At 68.0% G+C, this 19,751-nt stretch carries 19 protein-coding genes; 4 read left to right on the top strand and 15 right to left on the bottom strand.

The window, feature by feature from the left end; translation table 11 throughout:
- Nucleotides 1–342 precede the first annotated feature (342 nt).
- The 4 genes from AC3WOE_RS14135 to AC3WOE_RS14120 all read right to left on the bottom strand — a co-directional run bounded on the left by AC3WOE_RS14135 (nt 343) and on the right by AC3WOE_RS14120 (nt 5,660).
- A complete protein-coding gene (locus tag AC3WOE_RS14135) occupies nt 343–2,736 on the bottom strand; it encodes a putative bifunctional diguanylate cyclase/phosphodiesterase (RefSeq protein WP_492691287.1) in 2,394 nt (797 codons plus the stop codon).
- Between the two features lie 10 nt (nt 2,737–2,746).
- On the bottom strand, nt 2,747–3,334 hold the full coding sequence (locus AC3WOE_RS14130) for a methylamine utilization protein (RefSeq protein ID WP_492691286.1): 588 nt from the start codon (nt 3,332–3,334) through the stop codon (nt 2,747–2,749).
- A gap of 69 nt (nt 3,335–3,403) precedes the next feature.
- Nucleotides 3,404–4,705, bottom strand: coding sequence for an NAD(P)/FAD-dependent oxidoreductase (locus AC3WOE_RS14125; RefSeq protein ID WP_492691285.1), 1,302 nt, complete (start codon nt 4,703–4,705; stop codon nt 3,404–3,406).
- Between the two features lie 61 nt (nt 4,706–4,766).
- Nucleotides 4,767–5,660 carry a dihydrodipicolinate synthase family protein gene (locus tag AC3WOE_RS14120; RefSeq protein ID WP_492691284.1) on the bottom strand — a complete coding sequence of 298 codons (894 nt, stop codon included), beginning with the start codon at nt 5,658–5,660 and terminating at the stop codon, nt 4,767–4,769.
- Nucleotides 5,661–5,781: 121 nt separating this feature from the next.
- On the opposite strand from AC3WOE_RS14120, the gene AC3WOE_RS14115 reads away from it, so the two are divergent.
- Nucleotides 5,782–6,492, top strand: coding sequence for a GntR family transcriptional regulator (locus AC3WOE_RS14115; RefSeq protein WP_492691283.1), 711 nt, complete (start codon nt 5,782–5,784; stop codon nt 6,490–6,492).
- Nucleotides 6,493–6,498: 6 nt separating this feature from the next.
- Here AC3WOE_RS14115 and AC3WOE_RS14110 read toward each other — a convergent pair whose 3' ends face one another.
- The 8 genes from AC3WOE_RS14110 to AC3WOE_RS14075 form a co-directional block, all read right to left on the bottom strand.
- On the bottom strand, nt 6,499–7,440 hold the full coding sequence (locus AC3WOE_RS14110) for a 4-hydroxyproline epimerase (RefSeq protein WP_492691282.1): 942 nt from the start codon (nt 7,438–7,440) through the stop codon (nt 6,499–6,501).
- A gap of 128 nt (nt 7,441–7,568) precedes the next feature.
- Nucleotides 7,569–8,639 carry a DNA polymerase III subunit delta gene (gene holA / locus AC3WOE_RS14105; RefSeq protein ID WP_492691281.1) on the bottom strand — a complete coding sequence of 357 codons (1,071 nt, stop codon included), beginning with the start codon at nt 8,637–8,639 and terminating at the stop codon, nt 7,569–7,571.
- Entirely contained in the window at nt 8,639–9,127 is a 489-nt protein-coding gene (locus AC3WOE_RS14100) for an LPS-assembly lipoprotein LptE (RefSeq protein ID WP_492691280.1), read from the bottom strand. Before AC3WOE_RS14100 ends, holA begins: the two co-directional genes overlap by 1 nt.
- Nucleotides 9,127–11,787, bottom strand: coding sequence for a leucine--tRNA ligase (gene leuS, locus AC3WOE_RS14095; RefSeq protein WP_492691279.1), 2,661 nt, complete (start codon nt 11,785–11,787; stop codon nt 9,127–9,129). Before leuS ends, AC3WOE_RS14100 begins: the two co-directional genes overlap by 1 nt.
- A 40-nt stretch (nt 11,788–11,827) precedes the next feature.
- The gene (locus AC3WOE_RS14090; protein WP_492691277.1) at nt 11,828–12,253 is read right to left on the bottom strand and encodes an ExbD/TolR family protein; all 426 of its coding nucleotides are present in this window, start codon (nt 12,251–12,253) and stop codon (nt 11,828–11,830) included.
- On the bottom strand, nt 12,253–12,897 hold the full coding sequence (locus AC3WOE_RS14085) for a MotA/TolQ/ExbB proton channel family protein (protein ID WP_492691276.1): 645 nt from the start codon (nt 12,895–12,897) through the stop codon (nt 12,253–12,255). The genes AC3WOE_RS14090 and AC3WOE_RS14085 overlap by 1 nt, the downstream gene beginning before the upstream one ends.
- Nucleotides 12,898–12,899: 2 nt before the next feature.
- Complete coding sequence (dapB, locus tag AC3WOE_RS14080; protein WP_492691274.1) at nt 12,900–13,634, bottom strand: 4-hydroxy-tetrahydrodipicolinate reductase; 735 nt, start codon at nt 13,632–13,634, stop codon at nt 12,900–12,902.
- On the bottom strand, nt 13,631–14,200 hold the full coding sequence (locus AC3WOE_RS14075; RefSeq protein ID WP_492691273.1) for an outer membrane protein assembly factor BamE: 570 nt from the start codon (nt 14,198–14,200) through the stop codon (nt 13,631–13,633). The genes dapB and AC3WOE_RS14075 overlap by 4 nt, the downstream gene beginning before the upstream one ends.
- Nucleotides 14,201–14,314: 114 nt before the next feature.
- Between AC3WOE_RS14075 and fur the strand changes: the two genes are divergently transcribed.
- Nucleotides 14,315–14,758 (top strand): ferric iron uptake transcriptional regulator, encoded by a 444-nt coding sequence (gene fur / locus AC3WOE_RS14070; protein WP_492691271.1) that lies wholly within the window; start codon nt 14,315–14,317, stop codon nt 14,756–14,758.
- Here the strand turns inward: fur and hprK are convergent, their stop codons facing one another.
- The 3 genes from hprK to hpf form a co-directional block, all read right to left on the bottom strand.
- Nucleotides 14,759–15,715: an HPr(Ser) kinase/phosphatase gene (gene hprK, locus AC3WOE_RS14065; protein ID WP_492691270.1), complete on the bottom strand. Its 957-nt coding sequence runs from the start codon at nt 15,713–15,715 to the stop codon at nt 14,759–14,761. It lies immediately after the preceding gene.
- 40 nt (nt 15,716–15,755) lie between these two features.
- Nucleotides 15,756–16,226 carry a PTS sugar transporter subunit IIA gene (locus AC3WOE_RS14060; protein ID WP_056200063.1) on the bottom strand — a complete coding sequence of 157 codons (471 nt, stop codon included), beginning with the start codon at nt 16,224–16,226 and terminating at the stop codon, nt 15,756–15,758.
- Between the two features lie 260 nt (nt 16,227–16,486).
- Nucleotides 16,487–16,828: a ribosome hibernation-promoting factor, HPF/YfiA family gene (hpf, locus tag AC3WOE_RS14055; protein ID WP_056200061.1), complete on the bottom strand. Its 342-nt coding sequence runs from the start codon at nt 16,826–16,828 to the stop codon at nt 16,487–16,489.
- Nucleotides 16,829–17,241: 413 nt separating this feature from the next.
- Here hpf and corA point away from each other — a divergent pair, with 413 nt between their 5' ends.
- Nucleotides 17,242–18,231, top strand: coding sequence for a magnesium/cobalt transporter CorA (gene corA, locus AC3WOE_RS14050; RefSeq protein WP_492691268.1), 990 nt, complete (start codon nt 17,242–17,244; stop codon nt 18,229–18,231).
- A gap of 593 nt (nt 18,232–18,824) precedes the next feature.
- Nucleotides 18,825–19,751: a MerR family transcriptional regulator gene (locus AC3WOE_RS14045; protein WP_492691267.1), complete on the top strand. Its 927-nt coding sequence runs from the start codon at nt 18,825–18,827 to the stop codon at nt 19,749–19,751.

Below are 19,751 nucleotides of genomic sequence, written 5' to 3'. Positions count from 1 at the left end.
CCATGGGCCAGAGGCCCATGGCCTTCCGTAGGCACAAGCAGTCCGCAGGGACTGCTTGTGTCCGACTCCAGTTCACCTAGCCGGCCCGCGCTGGCGATGTGCTTGCGGCTCGATGCCGCAAGCATCGCCTGCCACACGCGAGACGCGTGTGGCGTTCGAGCCGTCCAAGCTCGCGCAGGCGAGCTTGGAGCCGCGGCGCTCACTCCCCTCGGGGGCTGAGGCCGGATACATCGCGCCCAGTGGGCGGGATGTCCCTGCCGAAGAGCTGCGGCTCAAGCCACAGCGCGGTCTGCAAGACCGACCAGGCTGCCGGCGTTCAGCCGGAGCAGACTGGGCGAGGGGCTAACCAAGTTTCGCGATGACGCTTTCGGTCGTGACCGCCGAGGCGTCCGGCGGCAGCCAGGTCTTGGTCCAGAGGATGAACTGCTCCTGCGGCATGGGCTTGCAGATGTAGTAGCCCTGGCCCTCGTCGCAACCCAGGCGGGCCAGCATGGCCCAGGCCTTGATGGTCTCCAGGCCCTCGGCGACGACGGTCAGGCCGAGGTTGTGGGCCAGCTCGATGGTCGAGCGCACGATGCGCGCATCGTCGAGGTCGCGCTCCATGGCCATGACGAAGCTCTTGTCGATCTTCAGCTCGTCCACCGGCAGGCGCTTCAGATAGGCCAGCGAGGAGTAGCCGGTGCCGAAGTCGTCGATGGACAGCTTGAAACCCATGGCATGCAGATGCTCCAGCGTGGACAGGGCCCGTTCGGGGTCGTCCATGATGGTGCTCTCGGTGATCTCCAGGCACAGCGAATCGGCCGACACCTGCAGCGGTGCCAGCATGGCTTCGATCTTGGCTGGCAGGTCCTGGTCCATCAGGTCACGCGTGGACAGGTTGACGGAAATCCTCAGCGTCAGCCCGGCATCCTTGGCCTGGCGCGCGAACTTGGCTGCGCCTGAAAGCACCCAGGCGCTGAGCATGCGGATGAAGCCCGTCTGCTCGGCGAAGGGAATGAATTGCATCGGCGGCACCAGGCCGCGCGTCGGGTGCTGCCAGCGCACCAGGGCCTCGGCCCCCAGCACCTTGCCGCTCTGCAGATCGACCTTGGGCTGCAGATACAGGCGCAGTTCCTCGTTCTCGATGGCGCGGCGCAGTTCGGACAGCAGCGACAGCGACTCCTGGCTGCCAGCGTCGAGCTGGGCGTGATAGATCAGGCTGCCGCATTGCCGCGACTTGGCGGCATACATGGCCAGCTCCGCGCGACCGAGCAGCAGGTTGACCTCGTGGCCATGCTCGGGGAAGAGGGCGATGCCGATGCCGGCGCCGAGGTCGATGGTCTCGTTGTCGATCTGCAGCGGGCGCTCGAAGTCCTTCAGGATGGCCAGCGCCGCCTCGCTGGCGGCATGGGCGTCGGTATGGGCCAGCAGGATGGCGAACTCGTCGCCCGACAGTCGCGCCAGCAGCGAGTGCGCCGGCGCGCACAAGGCCTGCAACCGCTCGGCGACGCTCTGCAGCAGGCGGTCGCCGACCTCGTGGCCGAGCACGTCGTTGACGTGCTTGAAGCGGTCCAGATCCAGCATCAGCACGGCGCCCGGCGTGTCGCTGCTGACGAGATGGTGCTGCAGGAACTCGGCGAAGCGGGCGCGGTTGGGCAGCAGGGTCAGCTGGTCGACGTAGGCCAGGTTGTTGACCAGGGCGTCGCGGCGGCGGATGCCCTCGCGCATGCTCTCCAGCGCCACCGCCAGCTTGTGCACCTCGTCCAGCTTGGCGGTCGAGGGCACGGGCGTGTCGTAGTCACCGCGCTCCAGGCGCCGTGCCGAGGTCGACAGGGCCGTGATGGGATTGCTGATGCCGCGAGCCAGCAACACGCTGACCATCGCGAACACGGCCACGCCGAGCACGGTCAGCCCGAGCAGGATGAGCTGCAACTGCTGGTAGGGCGCCAGCGCCGCGTCCAGGGAGCGCAGCAGCAGCACGCCCAGCGGCCGCTCGCCGGCGATCAGCGGCACGAAGCGGGCGCGCATGCGCTCACCGGACAGCTCGACGATGCCGTCCGCCGGCGCCGCCCGACCCAGGCCCGCACGCAAGGCGGTGGATGCGTTGCCGTCCAGGTTGTCGACGATGTCCAGCCATTGCCTGGCCGGGGCCTGCAGCAGCACGACGCTCTGCAGTTCGGACAGGGCCTTGAGGTCGTCCAGCACCTCGCGGTCCAGCGCGAAGGCCATCAGCACCCAGCCGACCGGCGCCGGCGTGCGCACCTGGACGGCAACGACCTGATAGACCTGCTCGCCCTGAACGACCAGGGCCGCTCCGTCCTTGTTATGTACCAACTGGCCCAGGGCCACGCCGAAGGCGGCGGCGCCGTCGCGCGTGGCCGATACCAGCTTCTGCTGGTCGTCGAAGTAGGCGACGACCGAGGCGCCGACGCGCTCGCCCTGGTTGACGAGGGCGTCCTTGATGGTCTCGACCGTGCCCGCCTCGGCCAGCGACAGGCCGACGGTGCTGCGAAAGCCGTAGTCCTTGGCCAGCAGTTCGGCGGCGTCGCGCAGCTTGCCGGCGCGCTGGTCGAGCAGGCGGCGCATCACGCGTTCGCCGGTCTGCAGCTCGGAGGCCAGCGAGTCCTCGGCGTTGTGCGTGATGCTGGCGTGGATGGCGCTGAAGCTGATGAGCTGCACGACCAGCAGCAGCGCCAGGAAGAGGGCGACGATGCGGCCCTCGAGGCGGCGCAGATTCAGCCAGGCTGGCCAGCGCATCTTGCTGTCGTCACTCGCCCAGCGTCAGCACGCTCGTGCCGCCGGCCGCGGGCACCTCGAGCCTGACGCTTTGCAGGGTCGGCGACTTCTGGCCGGCGTGCCAGGCCTTGACCATGTGTTCGCCGGGCGGCAGGTCGAAGGCCACCTGGCCCTTGTCGTCGGTGCGCCCGAAGGTCGGGGTGTCGACAACGACGATGTGGGCGCTCATGCGGTCGTGGATGTTGCAGCCCAGCGTGGCGACCCCGGGCTTGTCGAAGACGACGGGCTCGGCCGGCGTGCCCGAGTAGAGCTTGATGTCGATGACCTTGATCGGCGAGAACGAATAGACGTGGTGCCGCACGGTGTCGAAGTTCGGGAAGTTCACGGCCGTGCCGGTCTGCACGACGAGGAGCTGGGGCGTGAACTGGCGGTCGCGCTGGCCCATCTCGGCCTTGGCCGCCGTCGTCTTGCCGATGCGGCCCTTGACCTCGACGGCGACCGCCGCGTTGGCGACCGGCTGGCCCGTGGGGCCGCGCAGTTGCACGGTGACCGGGACGGCCTGGGCCGCGAACGGGCCCAGCAGGAGAGCGAGCGGAAGGAGGTGGCGATGAGACGTCATGACGGCAGCGGCTGGCGCCCCGACGATAGCCCGAATCGCGCTCGACGCGCAGCCAGAACTGCCCCAGTTTTAACGCTTGCCCGAGAAGAAACGCTGCGGCGCGAAGGCTTCGGGCGGCTGGGCCCGGGTGGTCGCCCAGGCCGTCGCCAGCCGGGCCGTCGCGGCCGCCTGCGTCAGCCCCAGATGGCCGTGGCCGAAGGCGTAGAACAGCCTGTCGTCCGCCGGCGAGGGGCCGATGACGGGCAGGGAGTCCGGCAGCGACGGCCGGCAGCCCATCCACCGCGTGCCGCCTTCGGTGCGCAATCCCGGCAGGAAGCGCCGCGCCTTGGCCAGCATGGCGTCGGCGCGGGCGTAGTTGGGCGGCGCCTCCAGGCCGGCGAACTCCACCGCGCCACCCACGCGCACGCCGCCGCCAATCGGCGTGACGACGAAGCCATGGCCCGGGAAGGTCAATTGCCGTTGCAGCGCGAAAGCGCCGGATGGCAGCGTGGTGTTGTAGCCGCGTTCGGTCTCGAGCGGGAAGCGCTCGCCCAGGGTGGCAGCCAAGCGGTGCGACCACGGACCGGCACACACCAGCACGCGCTGGGCCAGCAGCAGCGAGCCATCTCCCAGCTGCAGCATCAGGCCGCGGGATTCGCGCAACAGCGCTTTGCCTTCGGCGCGCACCATGCATCCGCCGCGTGCGAGGAAGGCCTGGGCCAGGCTGCGGCACAGGTGCAGCGGGTCGTCGACGGTCTGCCAGTGCGGCACGAAGACGCCATGTTTCAGCGCCGGATTCAGGCCCGGCTGCAGGGCGGCCAGAGCCCCGATGCCCTCGAGATTCTGGAAGGCGATGCCATGGGCGGCCCGTTGCGCCCAGCCGGACTGGGAAGCCCGCCACTCGGCTTCGCTGTCGTAGAGGTGGAGGTTGCCGCCTTCCTTGACCTGGTCCTCGGCCCCCGCCAGGCGCAGCAGGGCAGGCCACTCGGCGGCCGACATCGCCAGCAGCGCGGCCTGGGCCTGGGTACTGGCGGCTACGCGCGCGGGCTGGCTGGCGCGCCAGAACTTCCACAGCCAGGGCAGCATGGTCGGCGCGTAGCGGGCGCGCAGGCTCAAGGGCCCGAGCGGGTCGAGCAGCCAGCGCGGTGCCTGGCGCAGGATGCCGGGCGAGGCCAGCGGCAGCACGTCGGTGAAGGCGAGGGCGCCGGCATTGCCGCGGCTGGCGCCGGCGGCCAGGTGGTCGCGCTCGATCAGCAGCACCTGCTGGCCGGCCGCCTGCAGCCGCAGCGCGCAGGCCAAGCCGACGATGCCGCCGCCGATGACCAGCGTCTGCACCGCGCTCGTGCCGCCCGCCGCCAGCGGCGGCAGGTGCTCCCATTCCTGCTTGCTCAAAGGTGCACCCCTCGCGTGTCCGCGGGCCGCCGCCGGCCGGCGATCAGGCTGCGCAACCGCATCAAAGCGCGGGCAGTTGCGGGCGTGTCGCCAGAGCCTTGTGCACGATGGCCTCGACCTGGGCGCGGCGTTCGCCGGCCAGCGGCTGGCGCGGTGCGCGCACGCGCTCGTTGGAATGGATGGCCAGGGCTTCGGCGAGCTTGATGTTCTGCACAAGATAGGTCGACACATCCAGGTCCAGCAGCGGGCGGAACCAGCGGTAGATGGCCAGGGCCTCGGCCAGGCGGCCGGCCTTGACGAGGCGGTAGACGGCGACAGTCTCGGCCGGGAAGGCCACCACCAGACCGGCCACCCAGCCCTGCACACCGGCGCACAGGGCCTCGTAGGCCAGGTTGTCGACGCCGGTGAAGACGGCGTAGCGGTCGCCCAGGCGGGTCAGGATCTCGGTGGCGCGGCGGATGTCGTCGCTGCTCTCCTTGACGGCGACGAAGCGGCGGTCGTCGGCCAGCTCCTCCAGCAGGTCGTTGGTGACGTCGACGCGGTAGGCGATGCGGTTGGAATAGATCATCACCGGCAGGTCGGCCGCGGCGGCGATGGCGCGCAGGTTGATGGCGGTCTCGCGGGCATCGGTGTGATAGATGGTGCTGGGCACCACCATCAGACCGTCGGCGCCGGCGCGGGCACCGGCCTCGGCGAGGCGGCAGGCCTCACGCGTGCCGGCCTCGGCCACGGTCAGCAGTGCGGGCCTGGAGCCGGTCACTTCCTTGGCCAGGCGGAAGACTTCGAGCCGCTCCTCGTGGCTGAGCATGGGGCCTTCGCCGAGCGAGCCGCAGGCGATCAAGCCGTCGCAGCCGGCCGCCATCTGCAGTGCGAAGCAGCGCTGCATCTCGGCGGCGTCGAGGCTGCCGTCTTCCTTGAACTTGGTGGTGACTGCGGGGATGACGCCTTTCCACATGGTCTTGCTGCTCCGGTTCGGTGGGGATGGATTGGCGTGCAGCATATTGCATATTGGATCCAATTCGCAAATTTGGATCCAATCGGCCGGGCGTCGCGGAGGTCGAGCCACAATGGTGGCCATGCCCTCAAAGCCCCTCACGCTTGCCCGCACCACGCCCGGCCCTTCGGCGTCCGATCAGGTCTACGAGGCCCTGCACCGCGCCATCATCACGGGCCAGTTCAAGGATGGCGAGCCGCTGCGCCAGGAGGAGCTGGCGCGCCAGCTGCACACCAGCCGCATTCCGGTGCGCGAGGCACTGAACCGCCTGGAGCAGCACGGCCTGGTGCAGATCAAGCGGTATCACGGCTACACGGTGGCGGGGCACAGTCGGGCGGAGGTCGAAGAGCTGTGCGCTTTTCGCGCGCTGCTGGAAGGCGAGCTGATCCTGAACGCGGTGCCGCGCCTGAGCGGCGAGGCGCTGGCCGATGCCAAGAAGCGCTGCCAGGCTTTCTCCAAGGAGAGCGACCCGGTGCGCTGGGGCGAGCTGAACCGCGACTTCCACTGCGCCCTCTATGCCGAGGCCGACATGCCGCATCACCTGCATGCCGCGGTCGCGGCGTTGGACCGCACCGAGCGCTATCTCGTCGATCAGCTGCAGCTGACCGATGGCCGCGCCCAGGCCCGAGCCGAGCACCTGGCCATCCTCGAAGCCTGCGTGGCGGGCGACGCCAAGGCCGCGGCGCGCCTCACGCGCCAGCACATCCTCGGCGCCTGCGAACGCTTCTCGGCCTATATGCAGGCGCAGGAAGCGCAGGCCGCGGCGCCGAAGCGACGCGCGCGCAAGGCTTGAGGGGGTTCAGAAACCCCAGCGCATGGGGTCGGTCGGGTCGAACACCACTCGCGCGTCCAGCGTGACGTGAGCGCGGCCGCGGATGAAGGGGTGGATGGCGCCGCCTTCGCTGGCTTCGTAGCGGGCCTCGAAGACCGAGCCGATGACCGACTCCTGGCGCCACACGGCGCCGGGTGCCAGCTCGCCATCGGCGGCCAGGCAGGCCAGCTTGGCGCTGGTGCCGGTGCCGCAGGGCGAGCGGTCATAGGCCGAGCCAGGGCAGAGCACGAAGTTGCGGCCGTGGTTGGCAGCATCGGCGGGCGGGCCCAGCAGCTCGATATGGTCAATCTTGGCACCGTCCGCGCCGGTGATGCCGGTCTGCTGTAACGCGGTGCGTACCTTCAGCGCATAGGCGGTCAGCGGCTGGGTGCGATCGGCTGCGAGAGTCTGGCCGTGGTCGCTGCAGAGAAAGAACCAGTTGCCGCCCCAGGCGATGTCGCCATGGACGGTCTGGCCGTCGTCCAGCTTGACCGCCACCTGCCGCGCCAGGCGATACGACGGCACATTGGCCACCGTCACCGCGCCGTCCTCGTGCAGCGTGGCCTGCACGGGGCCGACCGGCGTGGCAAGGCGCATCAGCCCCGGCTGGATGAGGCCGAGATGGCGCAGCGTCGCGACGACGCCGATGGTGCCGTGGCCGCACATGCCGAGATAGCCGACGTTGTTGAAGAAGATCACACCCCAGTCCTCGCCAGGCTCGCACGGCGTGCACAACCAGGCGCCCACCAGCACCTCGGAGCCGCGCGGCTCCAGGATCAGTGCGCGGCGCCAGGCGTCGTGCTCGTCGCGCAGCCTGGCCAGCCGTTGCGCCATGGAGCCGGAACCGAGGTCGGGCCCGCCGCTGACCAGAACCCGCGTGGGCTCGCCGCCGGTGTGGGAATCGATGATGCGCGCGCTGTCCGTGTTCATCCCAAGCTCGATTGGATCCAATAATTGGATCCAATATACAGGCATTGACTTGCGCGTTCCCCCAGGCCGATTCCCAGGTGAGGAAAGTGAAGCTTGCGTGGGTGCCGGGCGGCCGCCCGGTGTCGCGGTCAGCGTGAGCTGAGGACGGTGCCGCTCTTGCCGCTGGCTGTTTCGGCCAGCATCAGCGCCAGGCGGCGCAGCGCGGCCCAGGGATCGCTGGGCCAGTCGGGGTGGCGCAGGCCCTTGACGAGGCCATCGCAGATCTGCGCGGCCTGCACCAGGGCACCGGCCTGGGCGGTGTCCAGGCGCGGCGCGATGCGCTCGATGAGGCGCTCCTTGGCGCCCCAGACGCGGGCCTCGCGCATGGCCATGGGCAGCGGGCGGCCGGCGTCGAGCGCGGCGCGCACGCGGGCCAGGGCGCGGGCATCCTCGGCCAGGTTCCAGTGCACGAGGACGGCGGCCTCGCCCTCGGCCTCCAGGCCGTCGAGCATGCGCAGGATGCGCGGTACGGCGCCGGACAGCACGGCCTCGCTGAGCTTGAAGACGTCGAAGCGCGCCACGTCCAGCACGGCGGCCTCGATGTCGGCCAGGGTCAGTTCGCCCTTGGGATGCAGCAGGGCGAGCTTTTGCAGTTCCTGGTGGGCGGCCAGCAGATTGCCTTCGACGCGGTCGGCGAAGAAGGACAGGGCCTTCTGGCCGTCCTCGCCCTCGGGCACGGACTGGCCCTGGGCCTTGAGGCGCTGGGCCAACCAGGCCGGCAGCAGGCGGCGCTCGACGGGCTCGACCCGCAGCGACACGCCGTTGCCGTCCAGGGCCGTGAACCAGGCGCTTGAAAGCTGTGTTTTGTCCAGGCGCGGCAGGGTGACCAGGGTCAGCACATCGTCGGGTGCGGCCTCGGCATAACGTTGCAGCGCCTCGGAGCCATCCTTGCCGGGCTTGCCGCCGGGGATGCGGATCTCGATGAACTGGCGCTCTGAGAACAGGCTCATGGCCTGGGCCGCCGCCATCACCGGGGCCCAGTCGAAATAGGCGCCGGCGACGGTGAAGATCTGGCGTTCGCCAAAGCCCTGGGCCTTGGCCGCGGCGCGGATCTGGTCGGCCGCTTCCTGGGCGAGCAGGGGCTCGTCGCCATGGACGGTGTAGATGCGGGCCAGGCCCTTGCTCAGGTGGGCGTTGAGGCCTTCGGCGCGCAGTTGCATCAGTTCTGGAGCTTGACGGCGGCGAGGCGGCGCATGACCTGGGCGATGGCGTCGGAATGCATGGCGCCGTAGAGGTTGGCGGCTTCCTGCTCCTTGGCCAGGGCCGTGGTCTCGGTGTAGTTCATGTCACGGCTCAGGCGCAGCTCGACCTTGGGCACCAGCAGTTCGCCGGCCGCCGTGCGGATCAGGTAGTCGAACTGCAGGCGCAGCGACCATTCACGCACCTGGCCGACGCTGGTGGAGGCGACGACAGTGCGATCCCGGTATTCGCGCAGCGCCTCCAGCACGACTTGTGCGCGAGCCGGGTCCTCGACGAGCTGCACCGGCGTGCGCTTGACCTGGCGCTTCAGGCCGGCGGCCAGCGGCGACTCGGGCGGGAAGCCGGTTAGCGCCAGGGTCTGGAAGGACAGCACAGGTTCGTGGCGCAGCTCGAAGCCGCAGCCGGTGAGGGCTGCGGAGCCGAGCAGCAGCAGGTGACGGCGTTGCATCAGACGACGATGTTGACGAGGCGGCCGGGGACGATGACGACCTTCTTGGGCGCCTTGCCTTCGCTGAACTTGGCGAACTCGGGGTTGGCCAGCGCGGCGGCCTCGATGGCCGCCTTGTCGGCAGCCGCCGGCACCTTGACCGCGCCGCGCAGCTTGCCGTTGACCTGCAGCATCAGCGCGATCTCGTCCTGCACCAATGCAGCCTCGTCGACCGTCGGCCAGGGCGCATCGAGCAGGTCGCCGAGTTCGGCGGCAAAGCCGAGGTCCTGCCAGAGCTGGTGGGCGATATGCGGCGTGGCCGGGTAGAGCACGCGCAGCAGCACCGAGAAGCCGTCGCGCACGGCGGCGGCCTGGCCCTCAGCCTTGAAGCCTTCCAACGCATTCAACAGCTTCATCGCCCCGGAGACGACGGTGTTGTACTGCATGCGCTCGTAGTCATAGCTGACCTGCTTGAGCACGTTGTGCACTTCGCGGCGCAGGGCCTTGCCGTCGCCGCTCAATGCGGCGTAGTCGGTGCCGCCGGTCTTGATGGCATCGGCATGGCGCGCGCCGAAGTTCCACACGCGCTTCAGGAAGCGGTGGGCGCCTTCAACGGCCGCGTCGTTCCACTCCAGCGTCTGCTCCGGCGGCGACGCGAACATGACGAACAGGCGGGCCGTGTCGGCGCCGTACTGGTCGATGAGGGCTTGCGGGTCCACGCCGTTGTTCTTGGACTTGGACATGGTCGTCATCTCGTACTCGAGCGGCGTGCCGTCCTTCTTCAGCTTGGCGCCGGTGATGCCGCCCTTGTCGTCGTGGATGACGTCGATCTCGTGGTCCCAGTAGTAGTCCTTGCCACCGCCCTCGGGCTTGTGGAAGAAGGCGCCCTTGAGCACCATGCCCTGGGTCAGCAGCTTCTCGAAGGGCTCGCTGATCGTCACCAGGCCGAGGTCGCGCATCGCCTTGGTCCAGAAGCGCGCGTACAGCAGGTGCAGGATGGCGTGCTCGATGCCGCCGATGTACTGGTTCATGCCAACCCGACTGGGGTTGGCCTTATCAGCCCCCATCCAGTACTCGGTGCCGTCCGCGACCATGGCCTGGTCGTTGGTCGGGTCGCAATAGCGCATGAAGTACCAGGACGAATCGACGAAGGTGTCCATCGTGTCCGTCTCACGCTTGGCCGGCTTGCCGCATTTCGGGCAGCCCACGTTCAGGAAGGCGGCGTGCTTGTTCAGCGGGTTGCCGCTGCCGTCGGGGATCAGGTCGTCCGGCAGCACGACGGGCAGGTCCTTCTCGGGCACCGGCACGACGCCGCAATCGTCGCAATGGATGATGGGAATCGGCGTGCCCCAGTAGCGCTGGCGGCTGACGCCCCAGTCGCGCAGGCGCCAGGTGGTCTTCTTCTCGCCCAGGCCCTTCTCGGCCAGCAGCTCGGCGACCTTGTTGACGGCGTCGACATGGCCGAGGCCATCCAGCACGCCGGAGTTGATGCAGCGTGCCTTGGCCTTGTCGCCGTACCACTCGGCCCACTTCTTGTCGTCGTAGGCCTGGCCTTCGACGTCGATGACCTGCTTGATGGGCAGGCCGTACTTCAGCGCGAAGGCGAAGTCGCGCTCGTCATGCGCCGGCACACCCATGACGGCACCGTCGCCATAGCTCATCAGCACATAGTTGCCGACCCAGACTTCGACCTGGGCGCCGGTGATGGGGTGGGTGACGAACAGGCCCGTGGGCACGCCCTTCTTGTCCTGCGTGGCCAGCTCGGCTTCGGTCGTGCCGCCGGCCTTGCATTCCTCGATGAAGGTGGCCACCTCGGGCTTGGTCTTGGCCGCGATGGTGGCGAGCGGGTGCTCGGGGGCCACGGCGCAGAAGGTCACGCCCATGATGGTGTCGGCGCGGGTCGTGAACACCCACAGGCGGCCGCCGCCGCCTTCGATGGAATGCGGGAAGGCGAAGCGCACGCCCTGGCTCTTGCCGATCCAGTTCTCCTGCATCAGGCGCACGCGCTCGGGCCAGCCGCTCAGGTAGTTGGGGTCTTCAGGGTTGGCGACCGCCGACAGCAGCTCCTCGGCGTACTGCGTGATCTTCAGGTAGTAGCCGGGGATCTCGCGCTTCTCGACCAGGGCGCCCGAGCGCCAGCCGCGGCCGTCGATGACCTGCTCGTTGGCCAGCACGGTCTGGTCCACCGGGTCCCAGTTGACGACCTGGGTGCGGCGCTCGGCGATGCCCTTCTCCAGCATCTTCAGGAACAGCCACTGGTTCCACTTGTAGTAGCTCGGCTGGCAGGTTGCGACCTCGCGGCTCCAATCGATGGCCAGGCCCATGGCCTGCATCTGGCCCTTCATGTGGGCGATGTTGGAGTAGGTCCACTGCGCCGGCGGCACCTTGCCCTTCATGGCGGCGTTCTCGGCCGGCAGGCCGAAGGCGTCCCAGCCCATGGGCATGAGGACGTTGTACCCCTTCATGCGCAGCTGGCGGGCCAGCATGTCGTTGATCGTGTAGTTGCGCACATGGCCCATGTGCAGCTTGCCGCTGGGGTAGGGCAGCATGGAGCAGGCATAGAAGTGCGGCTTGCCCGGTACTTCAGTGACGCGGTAGGCGTCGCGCTCCGTCCAGTAGGCACGGGCGGCGGCTTCGATCTCGTTGGGGTTGTAGCTGGGCGCTTCGGTCTTGGCGTTCATACGCCAAATTGTATTGGCCGCCTCTCGGGCGACCCTTCGGTCACGGCGCGGACGCGGCGGCCTGGGCGACGAAGGCGATGCGGTTCAGGCCGGCGGCCTGCACCCAGCCGATCAGCTCGGCCACCTGGCCATAGGGCACGGCGCGGTCGGCGCGCAGCTGGACTTCCATCTGCGCATTGGCGCGGCCCAGCTCCGAGATGCGCTTCTGGAAGGCATCCGACGCCAGTTCCTCTTCGCCCAGATGCAGCTTGCCGTCGGGTGTGATGGCCACGGCGATGAAGGCGGGCGCGTCGCTGGGCGTGGCGGCCTCGCTCTTGGGCAGGTCCAGGCGCAGCGAGGCCGTCATCAGCGGCGCGGTGATCATGAAGATGACCAGCAGCACCAGCATGACGTCGATCAGCGGCGTCATGTTGATGTCGCTCATGGGCCGCGAGCCCTCGGGCTTTTCGAGGCGGCCGAACGCCATCAGTCGTGATCCAGCAACTCGCGCAGATCGTGCGCGAAACCTTCCAGGTCGGCCTCGCAGGCCGCCACCATCTTGCCGAAGACGTTGTAGGCCAGCACGGCGGGGATGGCGACCGCGAGGCCCGCGGCCGTCATGATGAGAGCCTCGCCGACCGGGCCGGAGATCTTCTCGATGGTGATGTTGCCGGCCGCCGAGATGCTGACCAGGGCGTGATAGATGCCCCAGACGGTGCCGAACAGGCCCACGAAGGGGGCGGTGGCGCCGATGGAGGCCAGCAGCACCTGGCCGAACTGCAGCCTGGCCAGCACGGCGTGCAGGGCGTCGCGCAGGCGGCGGGTCAGGCGGGATTCACGCTTGCCGGCGGCATCCAGCGTGGCGCTGCGGGTTTCGGCTGTGGCGGCGTCCAGCAGGGGCAGCAGCAGGCCTTCGGCGTCGAAGCTCTGCAGCGCATTGCGACCGTCAGGTACGCCGGCTGCGGACCAAAAGGCGGGCACGGCGCGCACCAGGCCACGGCGGGCGCGGCGCAGCAGCCAGGTCTTCCACAGGATCAGCGCCCAGGCGCTGACCGACATGGCCAGCAGCAGCAGCGCGACCGCGCGGCCGACCAGGTCGCTTTGGGCCCAGAAGTCCGCGAAGCCACCCATGTTCAGGCGAAACCCAGCACGTCGTTCATGCCGAACAGGCCGGTCTTCTTGGCCGCAACGAAGCGCGCCGAGCGCAGGCTGCCCTGGGCGTAGATGCTGCGGTTGCTGGCCTTGTGGCTGATCTCGATGCGCTCGCCGATGCCGGCGAACATGACGGTGTGGTCGCCGATGATGTCGCCGCCGCGCACGGTGGCGAAACCGATGGTCGACGGGTCGCGCGCGCCGGTGACGCCTTCGCGGCCGTAGACGGCGCATTCCTTCAGGTCGCGGCCGACGGCCTTGGCGACCACCTGGCCCATCTGCAGGGCGGTGCCGCTGGGGGCGTCGACCTTGTGGCGGTGGTGGGCCTCGACGATCTCGATGTCGAAGCCTTCGTTCATCGCGCGGGCGGCGAGGTCGAGCAGCTTGAGCACGACGTTGACGCCGACGCTCATGTTGGGCGCGAAGACGATGGCCGTGCGCTCGGCGTACTTGGCGATCTCGGCCTTCTGGGCCTCTTCGAAACCGGTGGTGCCGACGACGGCCTTGACGCCCAGGTCGGCGCAGATGGCCAGATGGGCCAGCGTCGCCTCGGGGCGGGTGAAGTCGATCATCACGTCGGCACCGGCCAGGCCGGCGCGGACGTCGTCACCCTTGTCCAGCGTGACGTGCAGGGCACAGTCGTCGGCGGCCTCGACGGCCTCGATCAGCATCTTGCCCATGCGCCCGGAGGCGCCCATGACGGCGACCTTGATCACGAACCGGACCCCGTCTTGGCGTCCAGCGGCGGGTAGGTCCGGCCCGGTGCCGGGCCTTCGGCGGCGGCCGTCGGGGCGGCGTCGGCGCTCTTCTTGGGCGGCGGCAGGGCGCCGCGCTCGGCGTCGCTCAGCTCCAGCTTGGGCTGCTTGCTGCCGGGCTTGAAGGTGTTGATGGCGGCGACGAAGTCGTTCTCGGCCGGCAGGTCGTCCGGCACCGTCAGCTCCTTGAGCTTGTCGCCGTCGAAGGTCGCGACGACCAGGCGCTGCTGGTAGGCGGTGCCCTGGCGGCGGATGGTGAAGACGTAGTCCCAGCGCGACTCGTGGAAGACGTCGGTCAGCAGCGGCGAGCCGAGCAGGTCGCGCACCTGGGCCTTGGGCATGCCGGGCTTGACGCGGGCGACCATCTCCTTGGTCAGCACATTGCCCTGCACGACTTCGACGCGATACGGCGTGACGAAGCCCAGCACCTTTTCACCGGTGACGGTGGGCAGGGAATCCCAGGTGGGGAGATAGGAGCAGCCGCCGAGCAGCGCAAGCAGCGGGAGAGAGGCAAGCAGGGGACGCATCGGGCGGCTGGCTGGAGGGCGGCAAGGGGACGGGAAGCACCGGCCGAAAGCTCGGCTGGCTATGATCGGGCGGATTCTAGCGGGGCCCTTACCGGCCTCCTTCGCCTGCCCGCCATGCCCAGCTCCTCCCCCAAGAACCAGACCAGCGACATCAAGAACAGCGGCCTCAAGGCGACGCTGCCGCGCATCAAGATCCTGGAGATCTTCCAGCGCGCCGCGCAGCGACACATGACCGCTGAAGATGTTTACAAGGCTTTGCTTGGCGAAGGCGCCGACATCGGCCTGGCGACGGTCTACCGGGTGCTGCAGCAGTTCGAGCAGGCCGGCCTCTTGAGCCGCAACCATTTCGAGACCGGCAAGGCCGTCTACGAGCTCAACGAGGGGCATCACCATGATCACCTCGTCTGCCTGAACTGCGGCAAGGTCGAGGAGTTCTTCGACGCCGGCATCGAAGAGCGCCAGCACGCCATCGCGAGCCAGCGAGGCTTCCAGCTGCAGGAGCATTCGCTGGCGCTTTACGCGACCTGTACCAAGGTCGACTGCCCGAACAAGGGCTGATCAGTCCAAAGATCCGTTGTCGATGGCGCGTTGGTGGCGCTCGACGAATTCCTTGTAGGTGTCGATACCGCGCAGCTGCAGGATGGTGTTGCGCACCGCGGCTTCCACCAGCACGGCGAGGTTGCGGCCGGCGTCCACCGCGATGACGACCTTGCGCACCGGCATGCCCAGCACGTCCTCGTACAGGGGCTCGTAAGGCAGGCGCTCGAAGTCGCGCTCCATCGTCTCCTTGCGCACCAGGTGGACGATGAGCTTCAAGCGCATCTTGCGGCGCACCGCCGTCTCGCCAAAGATGGCCTTGATGTCCAGCAGGCCGATGCCGCGCACTTCCAACAGGTTGAGCAGCAACTCGGGGCAGCGGCCCTCGATGGCGGTCTGGGCAATGCGGAAGAAGTCGACCGCGTCGTCGGCCACCAGGCCGTGGCCGCGTGAAATGAGTTCCAGGCCGAGTTCGCTCTTGCCCAGGCCCGATTCGCCGGTCAGCAGCACGCCCAGGCCCAGGATGTCCATGAAGACGCCGTGGCGGGTGGTGCGGTTGGCGAACAACTGCGACAGATAGCCGCGCACCAGGTCGATGACATGGCCGGCCGACTCGTTGGTGCGGAACAGCGGGATCTCGGCGCGGTCGCACATGGCCACCAGGCGCGGCGGCGGCACGGAGTCGTCGGCAATGATGATGACCGGCGGCTCCAGCGTGACGATGCGCGAGATGCGGCGGTCCTGGATCTCGGTGCTTTCCTGGCTCAGATAGGCCACCTCGCGGCGGCCGACGATCTGCACCCGGTAGGGATGGATGTAGTTCAGGTAGCCGACCAGGTCGGCGGCACTCTGCGCGTCGCGCACGGCGGCTTCATCGAAGCGGCGCTCGGGGTGGGCGTGGCCGGCGATCCACTCCCAGCGCAGGGCCTCGCGGTGCTCTTCAAAGAGCCTTTCCGCGCTGATCGAGGTGGGTTTCAACGGGCGAGCAAGGGTTTACGCGAAGCGTCGATGGGCTGCGTCAGGCGACGGACTTCAGCGGCTCCCAGGCCGCGATGAGCTTGTGCAGGGTGGCGGCGTCGGGTTCGGCCTTGAGCTGCTCGCGCAGTTCGCGGTCGGACAGCATCTCGGCGATCTCGGACAGGATCTCGAGATGACGCTGGGTGGCCGCCTCGGGCACCAGCAGGAAGATCAGCAGGCCGACGGGTTCGTCGTCCGGCGCATCGAAGCCGATCGGCTGGGCCAGGCGCAGCACGGCGGCCAGCGGGTTCTTCAGGCCCTTGACGCGGCCATGCGGGATGGCGACGCCATGGCCCAGGCCGGTCGAGCCCAGGCGCTCGCGGGCGAAGAGGTTGTCGGTGACCAGCGCGCGGCCCATCTGGTGATGGTTCTCGAACAGCAGACCTGCGTGTTCAAAGGCGCGTTTCTTGCTAGACGCATCCACATTCACCAACACGTTGTCGGCGGGCAGGATGGCGGCGAGACGGTTCATGGGTTGAGGCCAAGCGTCGGGGGCGCTGCATGAGCGCGGCCGCTACCGGGCGTATGGGTCAATCAGAGCTCCAGATTATGGAACCCCGCGCCGTTTTGGGGTGGGCGCTAGACCCTAGACCCGTGGAAAACGCCCCTGCATACCCATGAATGCGGGTTTTTGCGGCACTGCAGCAACAACCGTTTGCCCCGGAGCACCCTGCATTGCGCATCACAAAAACAAAAGCGGCCCGAAGGCCGCCGTGAGATGAGCCGACAGGGTCAGCGGGCGGGCACCTCGAGGCGCTTGGCCGAGGCGTGGTGATGGTCCTGCACCTTGTCCTTGTGGCGGCAGACCTGGCGGTCCAGCTTGTCCATCAGCTGGTCGATGGCGGCATACAGATCCTCGTGGGACTGTTCGACAAAGATGTCTCGGCCCTTCACGTGCAGCGTGACTTCAGCGCGCTGCCGGCGTTCCTTCTCCTTTTGCTTCTCTACGGTCAACAGGACGTTGATATCAACAACCTGGTCGAAGTGGCGAGTCACACGGTCCAGCTTGGTTAGCACGTACTCGCGCAGTGCCGGGGTGACTTCGAGATGATGGCCACTGATCGTCAGATTCATAAAGCCTCCTTTCAGAGGGATGGGACGGAAAAACGGAACCAAAAACTGAGGAAAGGGGAGGAGGGGAGGAGGGGTCTTTCGGGTAGCGGAGGTGGGTGGGAGTGGGGAAATCGACAAGCCCAGTTTGCGCGCGAAGCCGCTGCGTGACAAGGGGATGACGGTGAGCTTTTGTCGCAGGTCAGGTCTCGTTTTCGAGGCTTCTTTCACGTCTTGCACGGGTGCAATAATCCATGGATTCCCCCTACGGAGAGCTTCTTGGACTGCGATCACCCTCGGTGACCGTCCACTCCCGCCGCCGGCCTTGTTGAGGCCCGCCCGCCCGGAGTGAGACGGTTGACTGAATCCCGCCACCCCGGACGGCGACAGCCGTCGTCCCTTTTGCCAGTCTGGCCAGCGCTGCCTGGAGACGATGCATGCTGAATGTGTTCACGCTGGACAACGGGCGCCTGAAGGGTGGCCTGTTCCAGGAAGAAATCGAAACCGCCGAGGACCTGGCCCAGTCGCGTCCGGTCTGGGTTGACCTCGAGAGCCCGAGCGCCGAGGAAAAGGGCTGGATCCGCGACCGCTTCGGTCTGAACATCCCTGAAGACATCGTCGACGAAGACCTGGAAGAGTCGGCTCGCTTCTACGAGGAAGACAACGGCGAGCTGCACATCCGCTCCGACTTCCTCATCGAGGGGGACGAGGGCCCCGACGGCAAGCCGGCGCGCAACGTGCGCGTGGCCTTCATCCTCTTCAACAACGTGCTGTTCTCGGTCCACAACGAGGACCTGCCGGTATTCCGCCTGCTGCGCCTGCGCGCGCGCCGCATCCCGGCCCTGATCGAGGACGCCAAGGATGTGCTGCTCAAGCTCTACGACGCCGACGCCGAGTATTCAGCCGACGTGCTCGAGGGCATCTACGACAAGCTCGAGGCCGTCAGCGCCCGTGTGTTGAAGAGCAACGTGACCGACGCCGAGGCCGGCGACGTGCTGGGCGCCATCGCCCGCGAGGAAGACTTGAACGGCCGCATCCGCCGCAATGTGATGGACACCCGTCGCGCCGTCAGCTTCATGATGCGCAGCCGCATGCTCAACGCCGAGCAGTTCGAGGAGTCGCGCCAGATCCTGCGCGACATCGACTCGCTGGACTCGCACACGGCGTTTCTTTTCGACAAGATCAACTTCCTGATGGACGCGACGGTCGGCTTCATCAACATCAACCAGAACAAGATCATCAAGATCTTCTCGGTGGCCAGCGTGGCCCTGCTGCCGCCGACGCTGATCGCGTCCATCTACGGCATGAACTTCAAGAACATGCCGGAGCTCGAGTCCAGTTGGGGCTATCCCTTCGCGCTGGTGCTGATGCTGCTGTCCGTGGCCGCGCCCTTCATCTACTTCCGCCGCAAGGGATGGCTCAAATAGGCCACCCCTACGTGCCGACGCGCGCCCCTCAAGGGGCTGAGCCCGGACTCAAACAGTCCTGAGGGCTGTTTGTGCCTGTCGCTCGGCAAGGCACTCCGACGCCTGCGTGTGATCAAAGAAAAGGGCCTGTGTTGTGCACAGGCCCTTGGTCATAAAAGCGGTCGCTGCAACGCCTCGCAGCCAACGAGGGAGGGAGGGAGGAGGAGGAGAACGGCTTGCGAGATTGCTGCTCTGAATCTCAGAGAGGTTGAGCGACCTAAATTCCTGATTGAACGGACAGTGCGACACCGAGCGAGGATCGGGTTTTCACCGTGTGTAGCTTGAGAAGTGGGTGCCGGGCGCGGAATTCCAAGGGGCTGTACCGATTTCCTGTGACGATTGTTGTCGCCTTCAATCCTTGTACTCCGCTTCGTTCCGCCGGGCAGCCAGGATTGCAAACAGTTGCGAAAGCCTAGGCAGTGGCTGGCAGAATTTCCAGGCGTGTCAACGTTTTGTCTTGTGCAGATGCGGAGTTTCGCCATTTCCCGCTGCGGTGCTGGCGCCTTGCCCCAGCCCTGTCCAGGCCTGGCCGCCACCCCGCCATGAATGAGTTGATGGAACCCGCCAGCGGCATCGGCATCGCGGCCGTGGAGCGCGACACCGGCATCAGCAAGGAGACGCTGCGCGTCTGGGAGCGCCGCTACGGCTTTCCGGCGCCGGCGCGCGATGCGTCCGGCGAGCGCCTCTACCCGCCGGAGCAGGTGCAGCGGCTGCGCCTTGTGAAGCGGCTGCTGGACGCCGGTCACCGGCCCGGCCGCGTCGTCCCGGCCTCGCCCCAGGAGCTCTCGGCGCTGCTGCAGTCGCCCGCCGCGATGGCCATCGCCAGCGCTCCGCTGGAGGCGCCCGAGATCGCGGCCTGTGTCGCCCTGCTGCAGGGCCACGACGTCGACGGCCTGCGCCGCGCCCTGTCCCAGGTCATGCTGCGCCGCGGACTGGCGGGCGGCATCAACGACGTCTTCGCGCCCTTGACGACTCGCGTCGGCGAGCTGTGGATGAACGGGGCGCTGCAGGTCTTCGAGGAGCATCTCTACAGCGAGGCCGTCCAACTGGTGCTGCGCCAGGCCATCCAGGCATTGCCGCCGGCCCAGGGCCGCTGCCCCAAGGTGCTGCTGACCACCCTGCCGGGCGAAGGCCATGCCCTGGGCCTGCTGATGGCCGAGGCCCTGCTGAGCCTGGAAGGCGCCGTCTGCCTGTCGCTGGGGGCGCAGACGCCGCTGGCCCAGTTGCCGGCCGCCGCCGTGGCCTATCAGGCCGATGTCGTCGCGCTCAGCTTCAGTGGCCAACTGCCCCAGCGCGCCGTGCTGGACGGGCTGGCCGCCCTGCGCGAGCAGTTGCCGGAGCGGGTCGAGATCTGGGCCGGCGGCAGCAGCCGGGCGCTGCGTTTGCCGGGCGGCGCGCAAGGGGTCCGATGCCTCGACGGACTGGCCGCAATCGCCCCGGAAATGACACGCTGGCGCGAACTTTTAGAATCCCGCCTCTAG

It is taken from the genome of Roseateles sp. FW305-36 (genome assembly GCF_058787015.1).
The sequence above is the reverse complement of the archived record's forward strand: the minus strand, read 5'-3'. Positions and strand labels throughout refer to the sequence as shown.